Source organism: Brachyspira pilosicoli P43/6/78 (assembly GCF_000325665.1).
Classification (GTDB): Bacteria; Spirochaetota; Brachyspiria; order Brachyspirales; family Brachyspiraceae; genus Brachyspira; species Brachyspira pilosicoli.
Genome location: NC_019908.1, coordinates 476,004 through 498,906, shown reverse-complemented (window position 1 = coordinate 498,906; position 22,903 = coordinate 476,004). Strand labels below are relative to the sequence as shown.

Below are 22,903 nucleotides of genomic sequence, written 5' to 3'. Positions count from 1 at the left end.
AACAAATCACTCAGACATAGAACCGCTTACACCATATGCTTCTATTCTTTCTGTTTCTACATAATATCTAATCTCTCGACCTCTAACAATACTATTTTCTTGCGAAAGATAAGGATTTTCTCCCCATAATCTTAAATATTTAGCCTTATCAAAATATGTAGCCCAAGCACTTTTTGAGTTCATATCCTTCATCTCAACATAAACATTTCCATTAGCCCTTAATTTCTCATCATCATTAAATATCTGCATAGTAACAGAAGTTATCTTCATGCTTCTATTTTCTAAATAAGCATGCGGAGAACCGCTAACTGTAGCAACCTTAGTATCAGGGTCAAGATGAAGTAAATCACCCTCTAATGATATACCTTCATCATAATCTACCATCACAACATCATTGTGAAATATAATATCTCTAAACTTCTCATCTCTTTTATATTCTATCCACTCACCGAAAGATATTATTCCTCTGTCTGGTATTCTTACAGAAGGATCTTGATACATATATATATGCTCATTATCCATATCATATATAATATATCCGCCTTTAAGTATCATATTCTCTTCAAAGAAATAAGCATTAACATTTCCATAAGCATATAAAAATCTATTAGTCTGATTTGCCCCACCCTTTTCATCTAGAAAAAGTCTATCCGCCGTTACAATATTATAATTACTCACCTTGCTATTTTTAGTTTCATTAGTTTCACCAGTTTGAACATAATCATTAGTTTGAAGTATATATATCTTACTTCTTCCCATAACATTTGCTGTAGAAGTTTTTGCATTATATTCCAATATCTCGCCTTCTATTCTATCACTGCCTTGATAAAGTCTTGGATTTCCTTTTAACACAGAAATTTGCGTATCCATATCATAAATTAACTCATCAGAATATCCATCAGTTCTTCTGTCATTTTCTTTATCTATATGTATAAGATGAACATTGCTTATAGCCTTTGCAGTAGGAGTATTAAAATCTCTCTCCATAAAAGTACTTTTTATTGTCATATTGTTTGTAGATGAACGAAGTATTGGATTATTTCTAGCATATGCATATCTAGTTTTACCATTATAGCTAGCATATCCTGCATCTATTGTAGAGCCGTTTGTTTTACTTAAAAGTCTAACCTTTCCTGTGAATGTTGCAAGCTCTGTTTCTTTATAAAAAGTCATCTTATAGCTTGTTATTAAAGCTGATTTATCTTCTAATCTAGAATTGCCTGTATATTGAAAAACTTGATTTTTATTGTCGTATGTAAATTTATCAGCACTTCTTTGAGATTGAGGCATTAATGTAGATATTAATACAAATAAAATTACAAATGAATAAAAAATCTTACTCTTCAGCAATTGGCACTCCTATAGCATCACCTTCATCTTTTTCATTATATACAGTTATATTTTCCATAGCCAAATCACCTTCCATACTGCTTCCAGTAAGCCAGCTTCCATCTTCTTGCTCTACTCTAATTGGTACAGGGCTTTTAAAATGGCTTTTCTCATGATCATACTGTACATACTCAGTATATAGAGTACTATTATTAGAAGCCTTTGCAACAACATTTGTAAATATTTCTGTATATAAAGTATTTTTATTTATTTTAGCAAACTCTCCGGATACTCTTGCTGCAATAGTGCCATCAGCATCATAAGTATAATTACGTGAATCATATAACTCTATTAAAGCTCTGCTGTCATAAAACTTAGCATTAGTTGCAAACATATCCATTTGTTTGAAATTGGTAACATAGCTTTCTCTTCTAAAACCATAAAACTCCATCTCAGGAGGGCGTTCAAAATTATCATCTCCAGTATTTTGTCCTATCTTGCTAAAATCAGTACAAGAGATTATAGAAAATATCATTATATTAAAAAGAATAAAACTCTTTGAGAATTTTTTCATAATCACCCCTAGCCTTTAATACCATATCTATGGCAGCCCTTACAGCACCATTTCCTCCCTCTTTATCTAATACTATATTAGCAATTTTTTTTTACTTCTTTAATAGCATTTTTTGGTGCAAAAGAAAATCCAACATATTTTGAAGGTGCTAAATCTATAACATCATCACCCATATAAGCAACTTCTTCATTTTTTAAACCATATTTTTCTATTAATGTCAAAAGAGCAGGCATTTTATATTCTTCACCCTGTATTAAATCTTCAAAACCATGTACTCTAAACTTATCAAATCTTTTTTTCACACAACTAGCCTTACTTCCAGTAATAACAGCAATTTTAATTCCAGCTTTTAATGCCATTACTACACCCATACCGTCTAAAGTATTGAAAAATTTAGTTTCTACGCCATTATCATCAAATATAAGTTTGCCATCGGTCATAACACCGTCTATATCAAAAACAAACAATTTTATTTTTTTGGAGTTTTTTAAGATTAAAGTAATAGGATAAAAAAGTTTTAAATTCATGATTGTATTGTAATTGGGGCTTACAGGACTCGAACCTGCCCACCCGGTTTAGGAAACCAGTGCTCTATCCTGATGAGCTAAAGCCCCTTATTTAAAGAAGCTCAAACCAAATCGGAGAGTGTGGGACTCGAACCCACATGGGTGTTAGCCCGGCGGTTTTCAAGACCGCTGCTCTACCAATTGAACGAACTCTCCAAAATTAAATATGTCATGTATTATAACATATTTAAAATAAATTTCAAGTTTTTATTTATAAAAAATTATTTACAAACCTCCATCATCTTTACAACTTATATACAATATAGAAAAATTAATATTGATATTTAATAAAAGCTTTACAAAAAATGAAAAATTATGTATTTTATATTGACTTATATATTTTTTATATTAAAATCATTCGTATGAGACAACAAGAAATGACACCTATATTAGAAAATTATTTAGAAACTATATACAATTTGGAAGTAGAAAAAAAGTTTAAAGAAGCTATTAGAATTACTGATATAGCAGATTTAGTAGGACGCTCAAAGGCAAGCGTTAATACAGCTATAAAAACATTATCCAAATTAGGCCATATAAAACATGAACATTATGGAGATATAGAATTAACAGATTCTGGAAGAGCTATAGGAAAAGATATAGCTGAAAGACATGCAATATTCTATTATTTCTTAACTAAAGTATTAAATATAGATGAAAAAATAGCAGACGAAGAAGCTTGTTTAATAGAACATGCCATGAGCAGAGATACAGTACATAAGTTTAAAGAGTTTCTTTGCGATTATTGTAAGAAAGAAAATATTTTAAATAAACAAAACTAATAATATTTATTTTATTAAATATTATTAGTTTATATACCTTATAAAAACTCTGTGATTCTTTTTTATAATTTCAAAATACTATTTAAACAATATAAAGATTTAATAAACATTCATAACAATTAAAACAAATACAAAAATTATATTATTTCATCTTTTATCATATCTTCAAAACTCTGTCTTTTTCTTATAATATAATGTTTATCTTTGTCTATCATCACCTGTGATATTAATGGACGTGAATTATAATTGCTAGCCATACTAAAGCCATAAGCACCAGCATCAAGCAAAGCAACATAATCACCCTCTTTAAGAGTTTCGCATTCTCTATCATTAGCAAACACATCAGAGCTTTCACATATAGGTCCTACAAAATCATAATTTGAATATTTATCAGTTTTTACTAAAGGCATTATTTCATTATAAGCTTCATACATAGCAACCCTAACATAATCATTCATACCGCCGTCTAAAATAGCATACTTTCTGCTAAGCTCTTCTTTTATATATTCAACTCTCATTATCAAAGCACCAGACTCTGCAACAAAATATCTTCCAGGCTCTGTTGTAACACTAAGTTTCATATCTTTAAGAAGACTTATACTATCTTTTTTAAACTTATCAAAATCAAATCCAGAATGTGCCCTGTTGTATCTTACACCAAATCCTCCGCCTATATCTATATTTGTTATATTAAAGCCTAAACTATTAACCTCCGCTATCAAATCTCTCATTACTAGTATTGCTTTATAAAAAGGTTCAGCATCTACCATTTGAGAGCCTATATGCATAGATAATGAATCTATTTCTATATTATCTAAAGACTTTAACATATTAGCATTTTCTCTAATTGTCTTTATACTAATACCAAATTTATTTCCATTAATTCCTGTTGTAATTTTTTCATGAGTATGAGCATCTATATTCGGATTAACTCTTATAGAACATTTTACTCTTCTTTTTAATTCCTTTGCTATAGAGTTTATTCTTATTGCCTCTGGAATAGATTCTATATTAAAACGCTTTATATTTAATTCTATTGATTTTCTTATCTCTTCTTCTGTTTTAGCAACACCTGAAAATACTATATTCTCTGCCTTTCCGCCTGCTTTTATATATTTCAAAGTCTCGCCAATAGATACTACATCTCCTCCAATCCCCTCTTCTATCATCATCTTTAATATAGATAAATTATTCTCAGCCTTAATAGCATAAACAATAGAATGATTCTCTATATCAGAAAATACATTTTTTAAAAACCTAATCTTTTGTAAAATATCGTTTTTTGAATAAATATAAAAAGGAGTCTTATAAACATCTGTAATATTTCTAATCTCAATATCTTCACACATTAAAATATTATCTTTATAGTATATCATCAAAAAACTCCTAGCTATTATTATTTAAGGATACGTTATAATACTATACATAGAATAAAAGTCAATGATTTTATTATGCATTATATTTTTAACTTGCAATAAAATAAAAATTATATATATTTATTATTATAGGATAAATTTATGGCATAATATACGGAGATTTATAAAAAATGCCTATAGCACCTTTAGATTTACAAGTGCTTTATATGCAGCAATCGCATATAGGCAGAATGGAACATGTAAGAATGGCAGCCAAAACAATAGCCATGCAATCTGAAGATAAGGATATACATAGAGATTCATACATAAAAGATTCAACAGTTGTAAAATCTGAAAACGTTGCTGAAGATAATAAAATTAAAGAGAAAAAAGATAATCAAAAAAATAAAGGTTATATGTCATATAGAAAAAAAATAAAAAGAAATCTGTATTTAATCAAAACTATGATGATAGCCAAAATAATAATATAGAGATAGAAGAAGTATCCCTTACTGAACAAAGTAAAGGATTAAAAATAGATATATTTGGATAAAAATAGGATAACTCTAAAAAATGCAAATCTTAATTAGTATAATAATCAATGTTATAATATTAGCAGTTGTAATGCCATTATTTTATGTATATATAGTTTCAAGAGCGAGGGAGAGATTAGAAAAAGAGGTTATAAAAAAGGCAAGAGATGAAATTGAAGCATTGGTTAAAGAATTTAATAATATAGCATTAAGCAGAATATCATTATTAGAAGATGCTATAACTAGAGCGAATAATTTAAACAAACAATTAAATGAAAAAGATCCTCAATTTAGTCAATTAAAAGAAAAGAAAGAAGCTGCTTTAAATGCCAACATAAAAATGAAATATGATGTATCTGCATTAGACGAAAAAAATATATTAGATATAAAAGTGGAAGATGATAAAAAAGATATTACTGAAGAAAATGAGGAAAAAAATAAAGAATCATTAAATAATAATAATATTTTAGATATCACAATAGAAAAAACAGAAAAAGAAAACAAACAAATAGAAGAAAATAATGTTAAAAAAACAATTAAAGAAGATAATAATTCTAAAAAAGAAGAAATAAAAATTAGCAGATATGATGAAATAAAGAAAAAATAAAAGAAAATAGTAAAAAAGAAGCCATAGAAAAATTAAGAAAGCAACTCGATATGACTATACGAAACAACATAACATTAAATAGAAATAATAATTTAGAAGATAACAACTCTGCTAATGATTATAACTCTGATGAAAAAATAAAACATGAGAATATACTAAAGCTACATAAAGAAGGTCTTAGCAATAAAGAAATAGCAGCTAAATTAAAATGCTCATTAACAGAAGTTGATATTATAATAGAATTAAATAACAATTAAATATTTTATATTATAAATAATCAAATCTTCCAAGTATTCTCGCTAAATGTGCAATTATTATTTGACGTTGTATTGGTTTTGCAATATAGGTATCTACTTTAAGATTTACAAATTCCATAAAAGTGTCTTTATTAGTATGTGAAGTAACAACAACTATTTTTCCTTCATAATTCAAAGCTCTTATTCTTTTAAGTAAATCTATACCATTCATCTGAGGCATTTCAAAATCTAACATTATAATATCTGGTTTGTCTGGTATTTCTCTTAAATATTTCAAAGCAGCCATAGCATTATCTGCTTCCATAACAACATTAAAATCTTCTGATAATAATATTTTTTTCTCAGCTATTCTTATAATACTAGAATCATCTACTATCATCACTTTATATTGTTTACCGTTTTTACTATTGAAACCTAATGGAGTTGATGGCATAATTAATTCTCCAAATATATAAGTAAATATTTTTTAAAAATATAACGCGTAATATAGTATTATATTATTACACTTTTGTCAATTACATATTTGATTTTTATCTATTTTTTTGTTATCATATTTCAATGAATATATCTATAAAATTACATAACAAACTGCAACAGCAAAAAGAAGAATTATCTGATATTTATAAAATCGATGTAAATAAAGATGGATTAAAAATAATATATAAAAATAATAGAGCAATACACAGCAAATATAATATTGAAAATGAATGTAAAAGAGCATTAGAAAATATAAATAAAAACAAAAATCTAATAATAATATACGGTTATGGATTAGGATATATATTAAAATATTTATTAGAAAACATTAACAATTATTTTAATGATGAAATTATAAAAGATTTAAAAATAGTTATTGTAGTAGAAGATGCTGCCATTTTTAAGTATTCATACTATAATATTTACTCTACAAACAAAGAAAACATTTTTTTTATAGATTCTGAAGATGACATAGAATATATAAACAAAATAATAGATTATAAAAATATTAATGGTATAAATCTTGTAATGCTGCCATCACTTACAAAAGAGGAAAAAGATAATGCCAATATATTTTATACTAATATATTAAATAATATGGAAAAAGAATTGTCTAATATATTAACAAATATGTATTTTGAAAATATATGGACAAAAAACATTATATTTAATAGTGAATATATTAATAAATCTTCTGATGTATCTATATTAAAAGATGCATTCAAAGATTTTAAGGCTTTATTAATATGCCCTGGACCTACTTTGGAATATTCTATAAAAAAAATAAAAAATAACAGAGAATCATTTATAGTAATATGCGTAGATACAGCTTATAGTGTACTTTGCAAAAATAATATAATACCAGATTTTGTAGTTACTGTAGACGGAGGATTTTTTAATTCTTTAGATTTTATTTATGAAAGTGCTGATTTTCCATATTTAATAATGGATATAGCATGCAATAAAATAATACCAAAAAGATTAGAAAACAAAACTAATATAATAAGATTTAGTTCAAATGAAAACTTAGAATTGATAAAATATATTAATGATTATACTGCTATATCAGCATTAAATACTTCAAGTACAGTAGCAAGCACTATGATTGATTTTGCATACTATACAGGTTTTAAAGATGTACTTCTAATAGGTTTTGATAATAGCTATCCATTTTATCAAAGACATATTAAGCATACATTGTCATACGAGTATATGATAAACAAAACAAATAAAATAAAAACATTCGAATCTTATTATTTTAATACAATAAAAAACAACACTAATATTGATGTTTACCCTCCTACAGAGTTTGTATTTGAAAACCAAATAGAGTATTTTAAAAGTTTCAAAGATAAATACAAAAACATGAATATAAAAAGACTGACTTATGATGCTGTAAAAATAGAGTATATTGAAGAGGGAAATATTGATGATTTTGTATTTGATAGAAATATGGCATTAAATATAGCTGATAAAAAATATAAAGAAAATGATAAAACTAATATAAAAGAAGCTTTTAAAAAGTTAAAAACTATATTAGAAGAGTTTAAAATTGAAATATTAAATATTTATAATGAAGCAAAAAATACTAATGATGAAGAAAAAATAAACAATATTTATAATACTTCTATAAAAACAATAAAAACTTATCAAAAAAAAGCAAATATATTAAAAACAATACTCTCTTCTACTATGATGATGTCAAATAGAGCTAATTCAACAAAAAGAAATAAACTTATCTTTCTTCTAACTGAAACATTAAGCAATGTTACCTATTTTTTAAGCAGAATAAACATAGCTATAAAAAAATTATAAAAATATTAATTTTGACAAAATATAATTTATTAGTATAATATTAAGTCATATAAACAATTATTAAGGTAGGCAAACTATGTCAACATTAAAAACATTTACAAGTAAAGAAAACAATAAATTTGACTATGATTCTAGATTAAATAGACTATTAAACATTACTAAAGAAACAATTTTAATAACCAAAAACGAAAACATATTTTATTTGACAGGTTTTAAAGGTACAGCAGGCTGGCTTTTAATATATGATTCTAAAAAGTATTTATTTGTAGATTCAAGATATTTTGAAGTAGCATCTAAAATCACACATAAAACTACAGTTGTTTTGGTTGCAAATACTTATCAAGATGCTTTAGCTGATTTTATAAAAGAAAACAATATAAAAGAAATAACTGTTGCTAAAAACTCATTGTATCTTACTGATTATGAAAACGTAGTAGCTTCTATGGTAAATAATTCTATTAAGGTATCTATAAGTAAAGCTGATATAGACTCTATAAGAATAGTAAAAGAAAAAGAAGAAATTAATATAATAAAAGAGAATCTACACAGTGCTGAAAAGGCTATGATAAAAATGCTATCAACAGTAAAAGAAGGAGTTACAGAAAAAGATTTGGCAGCTGAACTTGAATATCAAATGAGAAAAGAAGGCGGAGATAAAACAGCATTTGACACTATACTTCTTTTTGGTGATAGAACATCTCTTCCTCATGGAGTTCCATCAGATAGAAAATTAAAACTTGGTGATAATATTTTAATGGACTTTGGTTTATCAAGAGACGGATACAAAAGCGATATTACTAGAACTTTCTTTTTCGGCAAAGGCGATAAATTTAATGAAATGCAAAAGATATATAATATAGTAAAAGAAGCAAATGAGAAAGGAGCAGCTGCTATACATTCTGGAATAACTGGAAAAGAAGTTGATAATGTTGCAAGAGAAGTAATAAAAAATGCAGGATACGGACAGTATTTCGGACATGGTCTTGGACATGGTGTTGGACTTGAAATACATGAATCTCCTAGATTATCACCTATAGTTAATCATGTGCTTGATGGCGGAGCTGTAGTTACTATTGAGCCTGGAATATATCTCCCTGATTTTGGAGGAGTGAGAATAGAAAACATGGCTATAGTAACTAAAGATGGTCCTGCAATTTTAAACAGCACACCAACTGATTTAATTGTATTATAAAATATGGCTAGAAGAAAAAAGAAAAAATTAAATAAATTATTTTTGCTTTTTATAGCAGTTGTTTTTGTTTTAATATATCATTATTATGATAGAATAGAAGCTCAATATTCTTTTATAGATAATAAAATTGAAAGATACAATAGAGATGATTGGGGAAAATGGGCAGATGATGACAATGACGGACTTAATACAAGAAATGAAGTTCTTTTGGAAGAGTCTTTAATAAAGCCTTTAATATCAAATAATAAAATAGTATCTGGCAGATGGTATGATAAATACACAGGCAAATATTTTGATGACCCTAAAGATTTGGATATAGACCATTTAGTGCCTTTAAAAAATGCATATATGAGCGGTGCTAGTAATTGGAGCAAAGAGAAAAAAAATAGATATTATAATTATTTGAAAAACGAACATCATTTAATAGCTGTTTCAAGAAGTGCTAATCGTTCTAAGGGTGATAAATCTCCTCTTGAATGGCTTCCAGAAAATGAAGAGTATCAATGCGAATATATTAGACAGTGGTATAAAATAAAAACAGATTGGGGACTTACTATTGAAAAAGGCTTTGATGAGCTATCTAATAGAGTTTGCAAAGGAAAATAAAAATATTTACATTATAATTTTTAATTGACAAAAGATAATAATAGTTTATTATAAAAACACATAATTACATAAGGAGACTATAATGAAAAAGTATCTATTTCTAATGATATTAATAATCAATAGTTCTGTTTTTGCTAAAAGCGGTTTTGAAGCTATAATTAATGCTAATATTGGTAAATCTATTGGCATACCTATTGGAGACGCTGGTTTTGAGAGAAAAGTTTCTTTTGGTTTTGATGGTGCTCTTACTGCTCAGCTTGGTTTTTTAGCAGATTTTAATAATAACATGGCTATGAGTATATTAGGAGAAATAGGTTTTAGTCATGATAGTTTTGCTTATAAAGTTCCTAATACAATGTATCAAAGAAATACTATTAATAACAGGTTTACTAGTTTACAATTAGGAGTACTTCCTAAATTTAATATTAATAATTTTTCTCTTGGATTAGGAGCTGGAGTAAAAATTCCTTTTCATGGAAGAATAGAATCATATACAAGAGTATCATATACTGAAAGTTATAGACATTATGAGAAGATTAGTTTTAATGATATAAAATCAATATACAATCAAATGTATGTTATACCATATATAAAATTAACTTTTGATTGGTTTTTCTCAGATATTAATTATAAAACTAGAGAATTTGTTGATACAAGAGATTTGGGTATTGGATTTTATTTGGGATATAATTTTGGACCTAAATCAAAAAATTATATAGGAACAGACAGTTTTGATATTGGTTTACAGCTTTCTTTAAGATTTAAACCTGCTAAAAATTAAAATATAAAGAGCATTATTTTTTACTGAGTAATGCTCTTTTATAAAATATTCTCTTTAGTTTTTGAAATTAATACAATATCGCCTATTTTCATTTTTTTATCTACTGCTTTACACATATCCCATATAGTTAAAAGAGATATACTAACTGCAGTTAAAGCTTCCATTTCTATTCCTGTTTTATAGCTGCATCTGCAATAAGACATTGCAATTATTCCGTCATCTTCCAAAATAAAATCAATAGAGACTTTTTCTATATTAATATTATGGCATAAAGGAATAAGATTAGAAGTTTGTTTTGCTCCCATTATACCAGCTATTCTTGCAACCGATATAACATCGCCTTTTTTTATATTGTTTTCTTTTATTAAATCAATAGTCTCTTTTGATAAATATATTTTTCCCTGAGCTTTGGCTTCTCTTTTTAAAATATCTTTATTTCCAACATCAACCATATTGGCATTGCCATTTTCATCTATATGAGTTAATTCCATATTATCCTCCTATCATACTAATAGATTTTACATCACTATAAGTGCCATTTTCAGGCTTACCTTCAATACATTTTATAATAGAGCCTCTTATATCATTAAAATCAATTTTAAACTTAATATTACTATGTAAACAGCTAAGCAAATAACCATCAGAAAGAAGCCTTATCCTATTACAATACTTGCATCTATGAGGTCTGTCATAATTAATACTATCAACCTTTTGAGTATTAATATTATAATATTGAATAGTTTGCAATTTAGCATTAACTTCACTTGCATATTTTTCTAATAACGGTAATTCCTCCCTACTCTTCTCATCATAAACAACAACATTAATCTTTAATTGAAAACCAAGTTTAGAAGCTGTTTCAATTCCTATTAAAGCATCTTTTAAATTACCGCCTCTTGTAATATATTTATATCTTTCATCGTCTAAAGTATCAAGAGAAATATTAATAGAATCAAGACCAGCTTTTTTTAATCTTTCTGCTATAGGAGATAGGATAAGGGCATTTGTAGTCATAGCTATAGTTTCAATATTTTTTAAGGTTCTAATCATAGCTACAAGCTCATCAATATTTTTTCTCACCAAAGGCTCTCCTCCAGTAAGACGAACCTTTTTAACTCCAAGCTCTGCCGCTTCTTTTACAACATTATATATTTGCTCATAAGATAAAATTTCATTATGAGTTTTTTTCTCAATGCCTTCTTCCGGCATACAATAAACACATCTTAAATTGCATCTATCTGTAACAGATACCCTAATATAATTAATCTCTCTATTAAAGGAATCTAACATCAACTACACTCCCCGCTTTTATGTTAGAGACACCTATATCTATTTTTAATATACCATTAGCCTCAGAGAATGACGCTATCATAGAAGAATTATTATAATTTATAAGTTTAGCTTCTAACTTTGTATTATTATGAATAAGCTTTACAGGTACATACTCAAGTCTTTCATTATCTTTTCTGTTAAACTCATCTGTTAATACAGCATTTGTATAACTACTATCATAATTTAATCCCAAGCAACTTAATATATACGCCTTTACCATAATCTCGAAAGTCATAAATGAAGAGACTGTATTACCAGGCAAAGCAAAGACCGCCTTTTTATTAAGCTTACCAAAAAATAAAGGTTTACCAGGCTTCATAGCTAAACCATGGAATATTTGTTTCACTCCAAGCTCTAATAACTCTTTATGCACATAATCAAAATCCCCCATAGATACTCCGCCACTTATAAGTACAATATCATTTTCTTCTATAGCTTTAGAAAGTATATTTTTTATCTCTCTTTCATCATCATTTACTTTGCCATAAAACTTACTATCACAAGATAATGCTAAAGTTCTTGATACAAGCATAGGCGCATTAGCATCATATATTTGTCCTTCTTTTAGGCTCTCTCCAATATTTGCTATTTCATCTCCTGTGGAAACAACCGCTACTTTAATTTTTTTCTTTACATCAATATTTGAAAAACCAAAGCCTGCTAATATTGCTATATCTTTTGGAAGTAAAAATTTTTTATCTAGTATCTTTTCACCTGTTTTTTTATTGTTTCCTTTTTTTATTACATTATTACTAATTTCTTTTTTTGTAAATTTAATAGTAGTTTTATCTGCTTCTATTTTTTCAGTCCATTCAACCCTCTGTACAGCGTTGCAATTTTCTGGAAGCATTGCACCAGTCATAATCTTTACGCATTCACCGCTATTAACTTTTATTTTCTCACAAAGCCCAGCATATATAATTTTATTTTTAATTAAAACATAATCATCTTTATTTTCATCTTCTTTATTGTATGCATATCCGTCCATAGATGATTTGCTAAAAGGAGGGTCATCATTTAAAGCATAAATATCATTAACTAAAACTCTATTATAAGAATCAAGTACAGATATTTTCTCTTCTCCATAATCCTCTATATTTTCTAATACCAATTTTAAAGCCTCATCAGGATGCAAAAAAGTTCTAGACATTTTTAATTACCTCAAAAATAAAATATTAAATTATATTATTCTAAAAACATAATATTATCAATATTAATAGCTAAGTTTATCTCCATTCCAACATAATAATCTTTTTTATAATTACATTTTTGCAAATGCCATATTATCTCACTTTCAGTATTTATAGGAGTAACAGTGATGACATAAGAAAAAATCTCTTCTACTATCTTTTTAATACGGCATTTTATATTAATGTTTTGAGAATCATTGAAATTATTATTTTCAAAAAAACTATTAGCCCTAACTCCTACATAATTTATATTATTATTATTACTATTAATTATAATATTCCAATCAATGCACTCTATTTTTTTATCTTCTAATAATCTCACACTTGAAAAGTTCTCACACCCAACAAGCAAAGCAGAAAAATATGTCTTTGGACTTTTAAAAATATTATGCTTAGAATCTATAACCTCAAATTTCCCTCTGTTTAATATACCTATATTATCAGCCATCTTATAAACTTCTTCTCTGTTATGAGATACAAATAATGTAGTGCCGTTAAACTCTTTGATGCTAGATAAAATAAACTTTTCTAACTCCAACTTTATATGATAATCTAAAGCACTTAAAGGTTCATCTAATAATAATATATTAGGAGACGATACAAATATTCTAGCTAAAGCAGTTCTTTGCTGTTCGCCTCCAGATATCTCTCTTGGTTTCTTATTTCTTATATCATATATAAAAAACTTTTTCATTATATCTTCAATATTAGTAACTTTATTTCTAATTCCTGTTTTTATATTCTCTTCAACTGTCATGTTTGGAAACAATGCATAATTTTGAAATAAAAATCCAACATTTCTTTTTTGAGGTTTAATATTAATATGCTTTTTAGAATCATAAAAAACTTTTCCATCAACTTCTATATATCCGCTGTCTGGTTTCTCTATACCTGCAATACATTTTAATGCCATACTTTTTCCGCTTCCAGAAGCTCCGAGTATGGCAAACACTCCACCATCACTCGTCTCAAATTGTAAATCTAAATCAAAATTAGATAATCTCTTTTTAATATCAACTATTAAGCTCAATATTAAAACCTCAAAATATATTTCTTATAATCTTTTTTTAATGCTGCTAGAAACAGGTATTATAATATTCATCATCATTATGCTTATAAATGATATAGCAACAATTATTATAACCCACCTAAAAGCTAATGCCCTATCTCCAGCCTGCACAGCAGTGTATATTGCTAGTGATATGGTTTGAGTTCTATTAGGTATATTCCCCGCAATCATAATAGTAGCGCCAAACTCACCTAAAGCCCTTGTAAAAGAAAGTATGGCTCCACCTAATATAGACTGCCAGCTATTTGGAAGCATTATTCTCCAAAATATCCAATTTTCAGATTTACCTAATGTTCTAGCCGCATTTATAATATTAGTGTCTATCTGTTCAAAAGCTCCTTTACTAGTTCTATACATTAATGGAAAAGAAACTATAAAAGAAGCAAGTATAGCTCCCCTCAAAGTAAATATAAAAGGAAAACCTAACTTTTCAACTATGCTACCTATGAAAGAATTTCTGCCGAAAAATATAAGCAAAAAAAATCCAACAACCGTAGGAGGAAGCACTAAAGGAAGGGTAAATACTATATCAAATATAGATGAAAATCTCTTTATTTTAAAAACTGCAAATGCAATATATATTCCAACAAAAAAAGTTATTATGGTAGAATAGAATGTCCGTTTTTAAAGAAAGTATTAATGGAGAATATTCCATATTATTATACTACATTATTTTACTACAGTAAAACCATAATTTTGAAATATCTCTTTTGATTTGTCTGTAGAAATATACTCTATAAACTTTTTTGCTCCTTCTTTGTTTTGAGAAGATTTTACTATTGATATAGGATAAATAACTTTTTTATGAGTGCCTTCTGGAGCTTCTGCTATTATATTAATATTTTTTGCTATTTTAGCATCTGTAGCATACACTATTCCGCAATCAACTTCTGCAGTCTCTACCCAATCAAGCACATTTCTAACATCAGAACCATAAACAGCTTTTTCTTTAGCAATATCTAGTATAGATAAATTACTTAATATCTCTTCAGAATACTGTCCTACTGGTACACTTTTTGGCTCACCAAGACCAAGTTTTTTTACATTAGAATTAGTTATATCTGTAAATGATTTTATATTTAAATTAGAGTTCTTTGGAGAAATTAAAACAACTTTATTTTCAAGCAAATCTTTTCTAGTTTCACTGTCAATTAAACCTTTTTCTTCTAAAGCATTCATTTGTTTTTGTGCTGCAGAGAAAAATATATCGGCAGGAGCAGAAGCTTCTATTTGAGCTTGCAAAGCACCTGATGAAGCAAAAGAAAATATAATTTCTGTTGATGTTTCTTGTTTATAATTATTAGCTAGTTCTGTAAGCACATCTGTTAGACTTGCTGCTGCTAATACATATATTTCTTTATTTTCTGAATTAGATTGAGTATTATTTGATTGATTACATGATACAAACAAATATGATATTAAAAAAAATGCAAATATAATCTTTTTCATAAAATTCCCTTATATTTCCTTTATTTAATTTTTATATTAATGCCCTTCACCTTTTATCATAGCTATAATATGTTCAAGCAAAGGAACAATTAATTTAGTGCAATATTTTGCTGCCTTCTCACTTCCAGGAAAGTTTACCACAAATACATTATCATTGATTCCAGCATAGCCTCTTGAAAGAGAAGCAAATATAGTCTCTTTCATAGATTCCTGCCTTAAATAGTCTGATACTCCCCTAACCTCTTTTTTACAAAACTCCATAGTAGCTTCAGGAGTTACATCTCTTTGTGATAAACCAGTTCCCCCTGTAGTTATTATTATGTCAAACTTATCTTTATTATTTTTTAATGTATTTAATATTATATCATATTCATCTGGTATAATAATTTTATTGATAATTTTATCTTTTAATTCTTCTTCCAAAGTTTTTATTATAATCTCACCAGATTTATCTTGATATATGCCTTTATATGCCCTATCAGATACAGTAATAACAAGTATCCTCAACTGTAATCTCTCCTCCCTTAATTACTCTAGCAAATATGCCCCTCTTAGGCATAATACAATCACCAACCAACTTTTTTATGTCGCATCCTCTATGGCATTCTTTTCCTATTTTTGAAACTTCTAATATTGTATCGCCTATATATATTTTAGTGCCTATTTTTAAATTATAAAGCTCTACACCTTTGGTAGTAATATTTTCAGCAAAATCACCAGGCTTTAAATTAGAGTTCATTTTTTGATTTGTATACTCTATATCTTCAATTGCAAGCAAAGAAACTTGTCTATCGGTTAATTTATCAAAATGAGCATCATTAAATACACCTTTATCTTCAACTAAAACAATGCTTTTTACAGGTGTTTTTATAGTGCCTGTATTTTTAGATATATTCAAAGATACTAAACTAAATTCTTTATTATTCATATTTTTATTAGTATATTAAAAAAATGAAATTAGTCAACAATGTCTATCTTTTATTAACATATTTTTTAAGTTTAATTAAAAACTCATTTTTTCCATTTTCATCTGTAAGAACATACTTAAAAATAAATCTAAAATAAGGGTGATAAACATATGTTGTTTCTTTTATAGTTATTTTCGTTTTATCGTTATCTAAATCTTCTAATACATATGTCCACAAAACGGTAAATTCATTTTCTAATTTAACAATAGATATCTCTGATTTATCATCATTATTAATTCTTCTTACCTCAGTTAAATCTTGAGATATTTTTTTATTACTATAAGTTTGTATGATTTTTAATTTGTCATCATCTATTTTTTCTACTTGAACAAGTGATAAATACTTTAACCATATAGGATAATTCTCATAATTCACTAGTAAATCAAATAAATCATTTCTTTTTATTTGTAAAATAGAAGATTTTGATTTTGTAAATGATGGAGGTAATTTTTTTCCTATATGGTTAGGTACTAATATCATTACAGCCATTAATATTAATGGAAGAATTATAAATACTGGAACTAAATAAAACATATTATTTTATTTACTCTTATAAAATATTAATTACAAGAAGCTTTACCAGTTCTTACGTTAGTTCCGCCAGCAGCTTTTATCATGCTGATAATATTTTGATTTTTTGGATTCGCAAGCATAAGTATAAGCACTTTTATTTAATTGTCTGCTTACAATATTTACATCTACATTTTTACTTAATAAAAACTTAACAGCATCTTCTCTGCTATTGCCAGCTGCTACCATAAGCATTGTTTCACCGTCTCTTTTATCCTGCTCATTTAAATTTAGTCTTCCATTATACAAAGGATACAAATACTCAATTACTTCAATATTTCCTCCAAGTATAGCAGATTTAAAAGCACTAGTAACATCAGCAGTATCACCTGCATATAAGTTTGCACCTTTACTTACTAAATACTGAACTACATCTAAATATCCTATAAATGCAGCCCAACCTAAAGCTGTTTGTTTTAAACTTGCTGTATCTTGAACTTCAATATCCTGTCCTGCTTCAACCATTTTTTTTATCTCTTCTAAATTACCCTCTTTAACAGCATCAAACCATTTAGCATTAGGTCCTTTTGACTTTTCTCTATAAAATATTCTATGAGAAAGTCTTCTTGGATTTGCTAAATTTGTTAATTGTTCTGGAGTTAATCTTGTAAATCTAGCAACTTGTGAATACAAAGACAATGACATCATTAATCCAGCAATCATTAATAATATTATTCTTTTCACTTTTTACCCCCTAGTAGTAAAATTGCTAACATTATACTTTATATTATAATATAATCAATATATTAATACAAAAATAACTGCTTAATTATTATTCATATAAATGAGCCAAATAATGACTTCTATTTAAATATTCTTTTAAATCATTTGATGAAATAAATATTCTCTCTGCAATTTCTTCATATTCATCTGCAGAGTCATTAATATCTAGATCAGGATATTCAGGCATAACTATAATACCTGTATCTGTTAAAAGAAATATTAAACTATCTGTATTGTTATAAAAATAATCAGAAACATCATATTTAGATAACAAGCCTTTGCTATCAGTAACTAAATCTTTTAAATAGGAACTTATACTTTTTTCACTATCTAATTCAAATATAAGAGAATTATTCTTTACAATAGCTTTTTTAGTATCTTTATCTACTTCTACAGTTCTTTTGTATACGCATATTACTTCATCATCATAGTATGATATATCAAGGCATCTAAAGTCTTTAAACTTCCTATAATATATAAGACCAATATAATCTAAAGGACAGAATATATCAAAAATAAGATTTTTATTGTTCAATTTCTCTTCAAGCTCTTTTCCTTTTTCTTGTTTGAATCTTTCATCAAAATTGTAAGCTCCGCTGATAGCCATATTTATTTTTTCTTTTCCTCTAATAAAAGGATAATTGAAATTAAATAAATAATTAGTAAGCATTTTCTTTGTTTCATCAACTCCCAAACCATCATATTTGTAAGATAGTTTATCAGGAAAACTCATCTGTTCAATTGGAAGATAAAATTGTTTTACTTCTATTTCAGGCTTTCTAATAACTTCAAAAACTCCTTCTATTATTTTATTTTCAATATTCATACTATATTCAATTTCAGATGTTTTTTCATAATCTAAATCTTTTTTAAATGTTATACTTGCTAATTTGTCTCTTACATTTTCTTTTGAATACCAACCCTCAAATTTAGGTTTATCATTTGGATTAAATTCATAATATTGAAAAGGAGTTTCTATTTTGTATTGTCTGTAATATAAATCCTTAAAATATTTTTTGTCATAATCATGGTAAACTACCATTTCATCTACATATAATTTACTAGTTTCACGAATAATTAATTCATCACCTCTATTTATAAATGTTTGACTTGGAAAACGGTCAAAATATTCATTTGCAAAGCCGTCAAATTGTCTTTTTCGTTCATCTTCTGCCCAATTATTATTTAATGATAGTATATCCTCCATTTTAGAATGGTTATCGTTAAACCATTTTGCATAGGCTTTATCTTTATACATATAGCAATAAATATATATATTATTTACTTTATCTTTAAGCATAAAAAAATCTTTTCCATCTACTATTATTTTATTTTGAGAATACCATTGCTTTGAACGCTTCTTTATATACATAAAAATAATATAAAAGATAATAATAAAAACTAAACCTATAATAAACTTTGTATTGTCATCTTGATTTAATAGAAAGTCAAATATATTTTCCATTATAAAAACTCCTATTGTTTTAAACTATAAATGAGTAGCAAGTTTATAGTTTAAAAAATTATTTTTTGTTGTAATGTTTATATTTTATAGTTGTTAATAAACCTTATTGCTAAAAACAAAAAGCTCTAACTAATAAAGTAAATAAAATTTTAAAATATGATTTTTTATACAAATCTCTTATTCTATCTAATTATAATTTTTTAATATGTTCTTCAATATAATTTTTTTAATTTACGCAAATTAATTGATGAAACTTGCTCTGTTCCTTCATAAACAGACATTTCAAGTCCTTCATTAGTAAATTTAAACTCTATATAAGCATCATTTGTAGATATAGTTTTATAATGATTCTCTGATACTTTAGATAATTTATTATTTGCTATATTTCCTTTTATAGCTCTGTCGCTTTCCATTACAACATCTACGCACTTTTTTACAACTTCTATTGTAGATTCATCATTAGGATAATTAATTTCTATACCATTATAACCTACAATTATAAGAAGCGATTTCATATATGTTTCATCAGCTGACATAAAATATTGTCCGTATAGCTCTTCAGGTATATTTGTGTTTTTTTCTGTTTTTTGAGAACATGCTATATTTGTTACTAAAAAAATTGAAATTAATAAAAATTTAAAAATATTTTTCATCATATAACCTCCATATATCGTTTTATTATAAAAATATTTTTTACTGTGTCAATAATAATTTATTGATTAAACAAATAATATAAATGATGATCTTTCTTTATATAGTCTTTTATATTCTTATTATCAATAAATATTTTTTCGTATCCTTTTTCTTTCATTATTATAATAAATGAATCAGTTACTCCAAAAACTAAATTATCTATATTAGAATAAAAATCACTTTTGACATTATATTTTTTTAATAATTCTTCAGCATCATTTACTAAGTCTTTAAAATAAGGTGTAATTAATTTTTGATTATTCAAATCATAAATAAGAGAAAATATTATTTATTATAATTTCTTTACTATCTTCTATTTTTATAAGTCTTTTGTAAATACAAATAGTTTTTTCATCAAAGTATAATATATTAAAAGCATATAAATCCTTAATTTTAATAAAATATTTTCTTAATTTATAAACAGAGATTTTTTTCAAAAAAGAATTAATTTCATCTGAAAGTTCATTTTCTTTTTTATACTGAAAATCCTTTGAAAAACTAGATTCTCCGTTAATATCAAAATTTATTTTTTCTTTATTGTCTATAAATGCATAATAAAAATTAAATAAATAACTAAGAATTATGCTTAATTCTCCATAGTTTTTTAAATATCCAAATCTGTTTATATTAAAGTTTTTTATGTTTATTTTAGGTTCATTTATTAATTCAAAAACACCTTCTATTTTTTTGGAATTAATATCCATAATATATTGAGCTTTTGAAATATTAGCATTATTTAAATTTGTTTTTAAATTGATTTCTGCAATATTTTTTATTTTAGATTTTATAAAGTCTTCTTCAGTATAATAATCAAAAACTTCTATTTTACTGCTGTTTCCTCTAATTTCATAAATACCAAATAAATCTTCATTATTTATAAAAATTTTCCCTCTATACAAATAATGAATACCCTCATCAATATTTTCAAATTTATTGCAGTAAATATATATATTATTAATCTTATCTTTAAGTATTGTAAAAGTTGTATCCTTTATTTCAAAATAAGGACGGTATTTATTTTTCATTAAAAGTTTAAAAACAATAATCAAAATAACAGTAACAATAATTAAAACAAAATATTCGTTATATAAAATACTATATAATAATTCTTTCATAATCTTTATTTAACCCCAAAAATTATTTTACATATATAATTTAATAGTCAATTAATACGAATCCTAAAACTTAAAAAACTAAAATTTTTTATATATAAAATCAATCAAATAAATAAGCCAAATAATGCTTCTTTATTTATATACTCTTTTATATTTTTATTATCAATAAATATTTTTCCATAGCCTTTTTCTTTCATTACTATAATAAATGAATCTGTTACGCCAAAAATTAAACTATCTATATTTGAATAAAAATCTCTAGGTACATTATATTTTTTTAATAATGCTTCAGGGTCATTTACTAAGTCTTTAAGATAAGGGCTTATTAATTTCTGACTGCCTAACTCAAATGTCATAAACATATTATCTATTTCAGCAAGATGCAAATCTTCTAACTTTGAAACTCTTTTATATAAAGATATTGTTTTATCATCATAGTATAATATATTAAAACTTTTAAACTCTTTAAGTTCATTATAATAATCAGCATAATTATCAATATAGTTTAATATACTCTCATTCATTAATGATTTCCAATGTCTTTTTTTAGACTCTTTTACATAGGATTCTACTATATCTTTATTTTCATTTATTTTATCTTTTAAAAACTCATCAGAGAACTCTTTCACTCCATTAATAGATGAATTTATTTTTTCTTTTCCATTTATAAAAAGATAATCAAAATTAAATACATTTAGAGAAAATATTCTCTCAGAACTGAATAAAGTACTTTTATCATTATACAAACCAACTATATCTGTATTATGCAGTCTTATTATTTCTGCTTCATCTTCTCTTATAATTTCAAAAGTTCCCTCTATCTTTACAGGCTCTCTTAAAGTCTTTTTAATATTATCTCCAACATAGTCAACAATACTGTCATAAGGCTTAAACTCAATGACATAGTCAATTTCTGATTTTGATGTATCATCTAATTTTGTCTTGAATTTTATTTCAGCAAAAGTTTCAGCATCATATCTAGAAGATCTGCGACCATCTGATGAGTGTTTATTAATTAAAATTGGATTATCTTTATCATAATAATTGTCAATTCCTATTCTTTCAGCTGAAAAGTAAACATCATTTATAATAAAACCATTATCATTATTTATATATATTCTTCCTATATATGGAAACACATTATTTTTATCAAAGTATAAATCATTATGATTATCATTTGTTCTATGCTCATAAACATAAATATAAATATTGTTTACTTTATCTTTAAGCATAAAAAAATTATTTTTATAAAATCTTACAGGATTTTTATTAGCATTATTTTTAGGTATATTAATAATTATTATGACAAGAGCTACTAAAATCACTGCTGCTAACAAAATTATTATATCCTTATCCATAAATTTAGTTATTAAATTTTTCATAATATCTCCTATTGTTGTTATGCTCACCTCAGCTTAATGTAAACTACTAACTAAAGTTGCGAGCTGCTTCGGC

The 22,903-nt window shown here is 25.9% G+C and carries 24 protein-coding genes, 2 tRNA genes and 3 pseudogenes; 8 read left to right on the top strand and 21 right to left on the bottom strand.

Going from position 1 to position 22,903, the window contains the following annotated elements:
• Nucleotides 1–6 precede the first annotated feature (6 nt).
• From BPP43_RS02215 to BPP43_RS02195, 5 genes are all read right to left on the bottom strand, one after another.
• On the bottom strand, nt 7–1,290 hold the full coding sequence (locus BPP43_RS02215) for an LptA/OstA family protein (protein ID WP_041752855.1): 1,284 nt from the start codon (nt 1,288–1,290) through the stop codon (nt 7–9).
• Between the two features lie 46 nt (nt 1,291–1,336).
• On the bottom strand, nt 1,337–1,903 hold the full coding sequence (gene lptC / locus BPP43_RS02210) for an LPS export ABC transporter periplasmic protein LptC (RefSeq protein WP_015274034.1): 567 nt from the start codon (nt 1,901–1,903) through the stop codon (nt 1,337–1,339).
• A gap of 77 nt (nt 1,904–1,980) precedes the next feature.
• Nucleotides 1,981–2,430, bottom strand: coding sequence for a KdsC family phosphatase (locus BPP43_RS02205; protein ID WP_015274033.1), 450 nt, complete (start codon nt 2,428–2,430; stop codon nt 1,981–1,983).
• A 14-nt stretch (nt 2,431–2,444) separates the two neighbouring features.
• A tRNA-Arg gene (locus BPP43_RS02200) sits at nt 2,445–2,517 on the bottom strand.
• 25 nt (nt 2,518–2,542) lie between these two features.
• Nucleotides 2,543–2,625: transfer RNA gene (locus BPP43_RS02195), tRNA-Ser, on the bottom strand.
• 221 nt (nt 2,626–2,846) lie between these two features.
• Here BPP43_RS02195 and BPP43_RS02190 point away from each other — a divergent pair.
• Nucleotides 2,847–3,251, top strand: coding sequence for a metal-dependent transcriptional regulator (locus BPP43_RS02190; RefSeq protein WP_013243109.1), 405 nt, complete (start codon nt 2,847–2,849; stop codon nt 3,249–3,251).
• Between the two features lie 137 nt (nt 3,252–3,388).
• Here BPP43_RS02190 and lysA read toward each other — a convergent pair whose 3' ends face one another.
• The gene (gene lysA, locus BPP43_RS02185) at nt 3,389–4,627 is read right to left on the bottom strand and encodes a diaminopimelate decarboxylase (protein WP_013243110.1); all 1,239 of its coding nucleotides are present in this window, start codon (nt 4,625–4,627) and stop codon (nt 3,389–3,391) included.
• A 170-nt stretch (nt 4,628–4,797) separates the two neighbouring features.
• Here lysA and BPP43_RS02180 point away from each other — a divergent pair, with 170 nt between their 5' ends.
• The 3 genes from BPP43_RS02180 (at nt 4,798) to BPP43_RS12630 (ending at nt 6,003) form a co-directional block, all read left to right on the top strand.
• Nucleotides 4,798–5,097 (top strand): hypothetical protein, encoded by a 300-nt coding sequence (locus tag BPP43_RS02180; protein ID WP_014936047.1) that lies wholly within the window; start codon nt 4,798–4,800, stop codon nt 5,095–5,097.
• Between the two features lie 82 nt (nt 5,098–5,179).
• The gene (locus tag BPP43_RS02175) at nt 5,180–5,746 is read left to right on the top strand and encodes a hypothetical protein (protein ID WP_015274032.1); all 567 of its coding nucleotides are present in this window, start codon (nt 5,180–5,182) and stop codon (nt 5,744–5,746) included.
• Between the two features lie 50 nt (nt 5,747–5,796).
• A complete protein-coding gene (locus tag BPP43_RS12630; protein WP_015274031.1) occupies nt 5,797–6,003 on the top strand; it encodes a helix-turn-helix domain-containing protein in 207 nt (68 codons plus the stop codon).
• Nucleotides 6,004–6,013: 10 nt separating this feature from the next.
• Here the strand turns inward: BPP43_RS12630 and BPP43_RS02170 are convergent, their stop codons facing one another.
• Nucleotides 6,014–6,436 carry a response regulator transcription factor gene (locus BPP43_RS02170; RefSeq protein WP_013243113.1) on the bottom strand — a complete coding sequence of 141 codons (423 nt, stop codon included), beginning with the start codon at nt 6,434–6,436 and terminating at the stop codon, nt 6,014–6,016.
• Nucleotides 6,437–6,561: 125 nt separating this feature from the next.
• Between BPP43_RS02170 and BPP43_RS02165 the strand changes: the two genes are divergently transcribed.
• The 4 genes from BPP43_RS02165 (at nt 6,562) to BPP43_RS02150 (ending at nt 10,874) form a co-directional block, all read left to right on the top strand.
• Nucleotides 6,562–8,295: a motility associated factor glycosyltransferase family protein gene (locus BPP43_RS02165; RefSeq protein ID WP_015274030.1), complete on the top strand. Its 1,734-nt coding sequence runs from the start codon at nt 6,562–6,564 to the stop codon at nt 8,293–8,295.
• Between the two features lie 76 nt (nt 8,296–8,371).
• A complete protein-coding gene (locus tag BPP43_RS02160; RefSeq protein ID WP_013243115.1) occupies nt 8,372–9,487 on the top strand; it encodes a M24 family metallopeptidase in 1,116 nt (371 codons plus the stop codon).
• Nucleotides 9,488–9,490: 3 nt separating this feature from the next.
• Complete coding sequence (locus BPP43_RS02155) at nt 9,491–10,093, top strand: HNH endonuclease family protein (protein WP_013243116.1); 603 nt, start codon at nt 9,491–9,493, stop codon at nt 10,091–10,093.
• Between the two features lie 82 nt (nt 10,094–10,175).
• Nucleotides 10,176–10,874 carry a hypothetical protein gene (locus BPP43_RS02150; RefSeq protein ID WP_014933009.1) on the top strand — a complete coding sequence of 233 codons (699 nt, stop codon included), beginning with the start codon at nt 10,176–10,178 and terminating at the stop codon, nt 10,872–10,874.
• A gap of 38 nt (nt 10,875–10,912) precedes the next feature.
• Here BPP43_RS02150 and moaC read toward each other — a convergent pair whose 3' ends face one another.
• The 14 genes and pseudogenes from moaC to BPP43_RS02080 form a co-directional block, all read right to left on the bottom strand.
• Nucleotides 10,913–11,365, bottom strand: coding sequence for a cyclic pyranopterin monophosphate synthase MoaC (moaC, locus tag BPP43_RS02145; protein ID WP_014933008.1), 453 nt, complete (start codon nt 11,363–11,365; stop codon nt 10,913–10,915).
• 1 nt (nt 11,366) lies between these two features.
• Complete coding sequence (locus BPP43_RS02140; protein WP_015274029.1) at nt 11,367–12,164, bottom strand: GTP 3',8-cyclase MoaA; 798 nt, start codon at nt 12,162–12,164, stop codon at nt 11,367–11,369.
• Nucleotides 12,148–13,356, bottom strand: coding sequence for a molybdopterin molybdotransferase MoeA (locus BPP43_RS02135; RefSeq protein ID WP_015274028.1), 1,209 nt, complete (start codon nt 13,354–13,356; stop codon nt 12,148–12,150). The genes BPP43_RS02140 and BPP43_RS02135 overlap by 17 nt, the downstream gene beginning before the upstream one ends.
• Nucleotides 13,357–13,391: 35 nt before the next feature.
• Nucleotides 13,392–14,426, bottom strand: a complete 1,035-nt coding sequence (locus BPP43_RS02130; protein ID WP_015274027.1) for a sulfate/molybdate ABC transporter ATP-binding protein — start codon at nt 14,424–14,426, stop codon at nt 13,392–13,394.
• Between the two features lie 24 nt (nt 14,427–14,450).
• The gene (gene modB / locus BPP43_RS02125; RefSeq protein WP_289844198.1) at nt 14,451–15,041 is read right to left on the bottom strand and encodes a molybdate ABC transporter permease subunit; all 591 of its coding nucleotides are present in this window, start codon (nt 15,039–15,041) and stop codon (nt 14,451–14,453) included.
• 93 nt (nt 15,042–15,134) lie between these two features.
• Nucleotides 15,135–15,914, bottom strand: coding sequence for a molybdate ABC transporter substrate-binding protein (gene modA, locus BPP43_RS02120; RefSeq protein ID WP_015274025.1), 780 nt, complete (start codon nt 15,912–15,914; stop codon nt 15,135–15,137).
• Nucleotides 15,915–15,950: 36 nt separating this feature from the next.
• Complete coding sequence (locus tag BPP43_RS02115; protein WP_015274024.1) at nt 15,951–16,421, bottom strand: MogA/MoaB family molybdenum cofactor biosynthesis protein; 471 nt, start codon at nt 16,419–16,421, stop codon at nt 15,951–15,953.
• Nucleotides 16,393–16,842, bottom strand: coding sequence for an MOSC domain-containing protein (locus BPP43_RS02110; protein ID WP_015274023.1), 450 nt, complete (start codon nt 16,840–16,842; stop codon nt 16,393–16,395). The genes BPP43_RS02115 and BPP43_RS02110 overlap by 29 nt, the downstream gene beginning before the upstream one ends.
• A gap of 43 nt (nt 16,843–16,885) precedes the next feature.
• Nucleotides 16,886–17,416 carry an SRPBCC family protein gene (locus BPP43_RS02105; protein WP_015274022.1) on the bottom strand — a complete coding sequence of 177 codons (531 nt, stop codon included), beginning with the start codon at nt 17,414–17,416 and terminating at the stop codon, nt 16,886–16,888.
• A gap of 26 nt (nt 17,417–17,442) precedes the next feature.
• Nucleotides 17,443–18,097 (bottom strand): annotated as a pseudogene (locus tag BPP43_RS02100) (ankyrin repeat domain-containing protein).
• A gap of 127 nt (nt 18,098–18,224) precedes the next feature.
• Nucleotides 18,225–19,640, bottom strand: a complete 1,416-nt coding sequence (locus tag BPP43_RS02095) for a hypothetical protein (protein WP_015274020.1) — start codon at nt 19,638–19,640, stop codon at nt 18,225–18,227.
• A 212-nt stretch (nt 19,641–19,852) separates the two neighbouring features.
• Nucleotides 19,853–20,293, bottom strand: a complete 441-nt coding sequence (locus BPP43_RS02090) for a hypothetical protein (protein WP_015274019.1) — start codon at nt 20,291–20,293, stop codon at nt 19,853–19,855.
• Nucleotides 20,294–20,352: 59 nt separating this feature from the next.
• A pseudogene (locus tag BPP43_RS02085) lies at nt 20,353–21,448 on the bottom strand (hypothetical protein).
• Nucleotides 21,449–21,548: 100 nt separating this feature from the next.
• Nucleotides 21,549–22,830: pseudogene (locus BPP43_RS02080) on the bottom strand (hypothetical protein).
• Nucleotides 22,831–22,903: the final 73 nt, after the last annotated feature.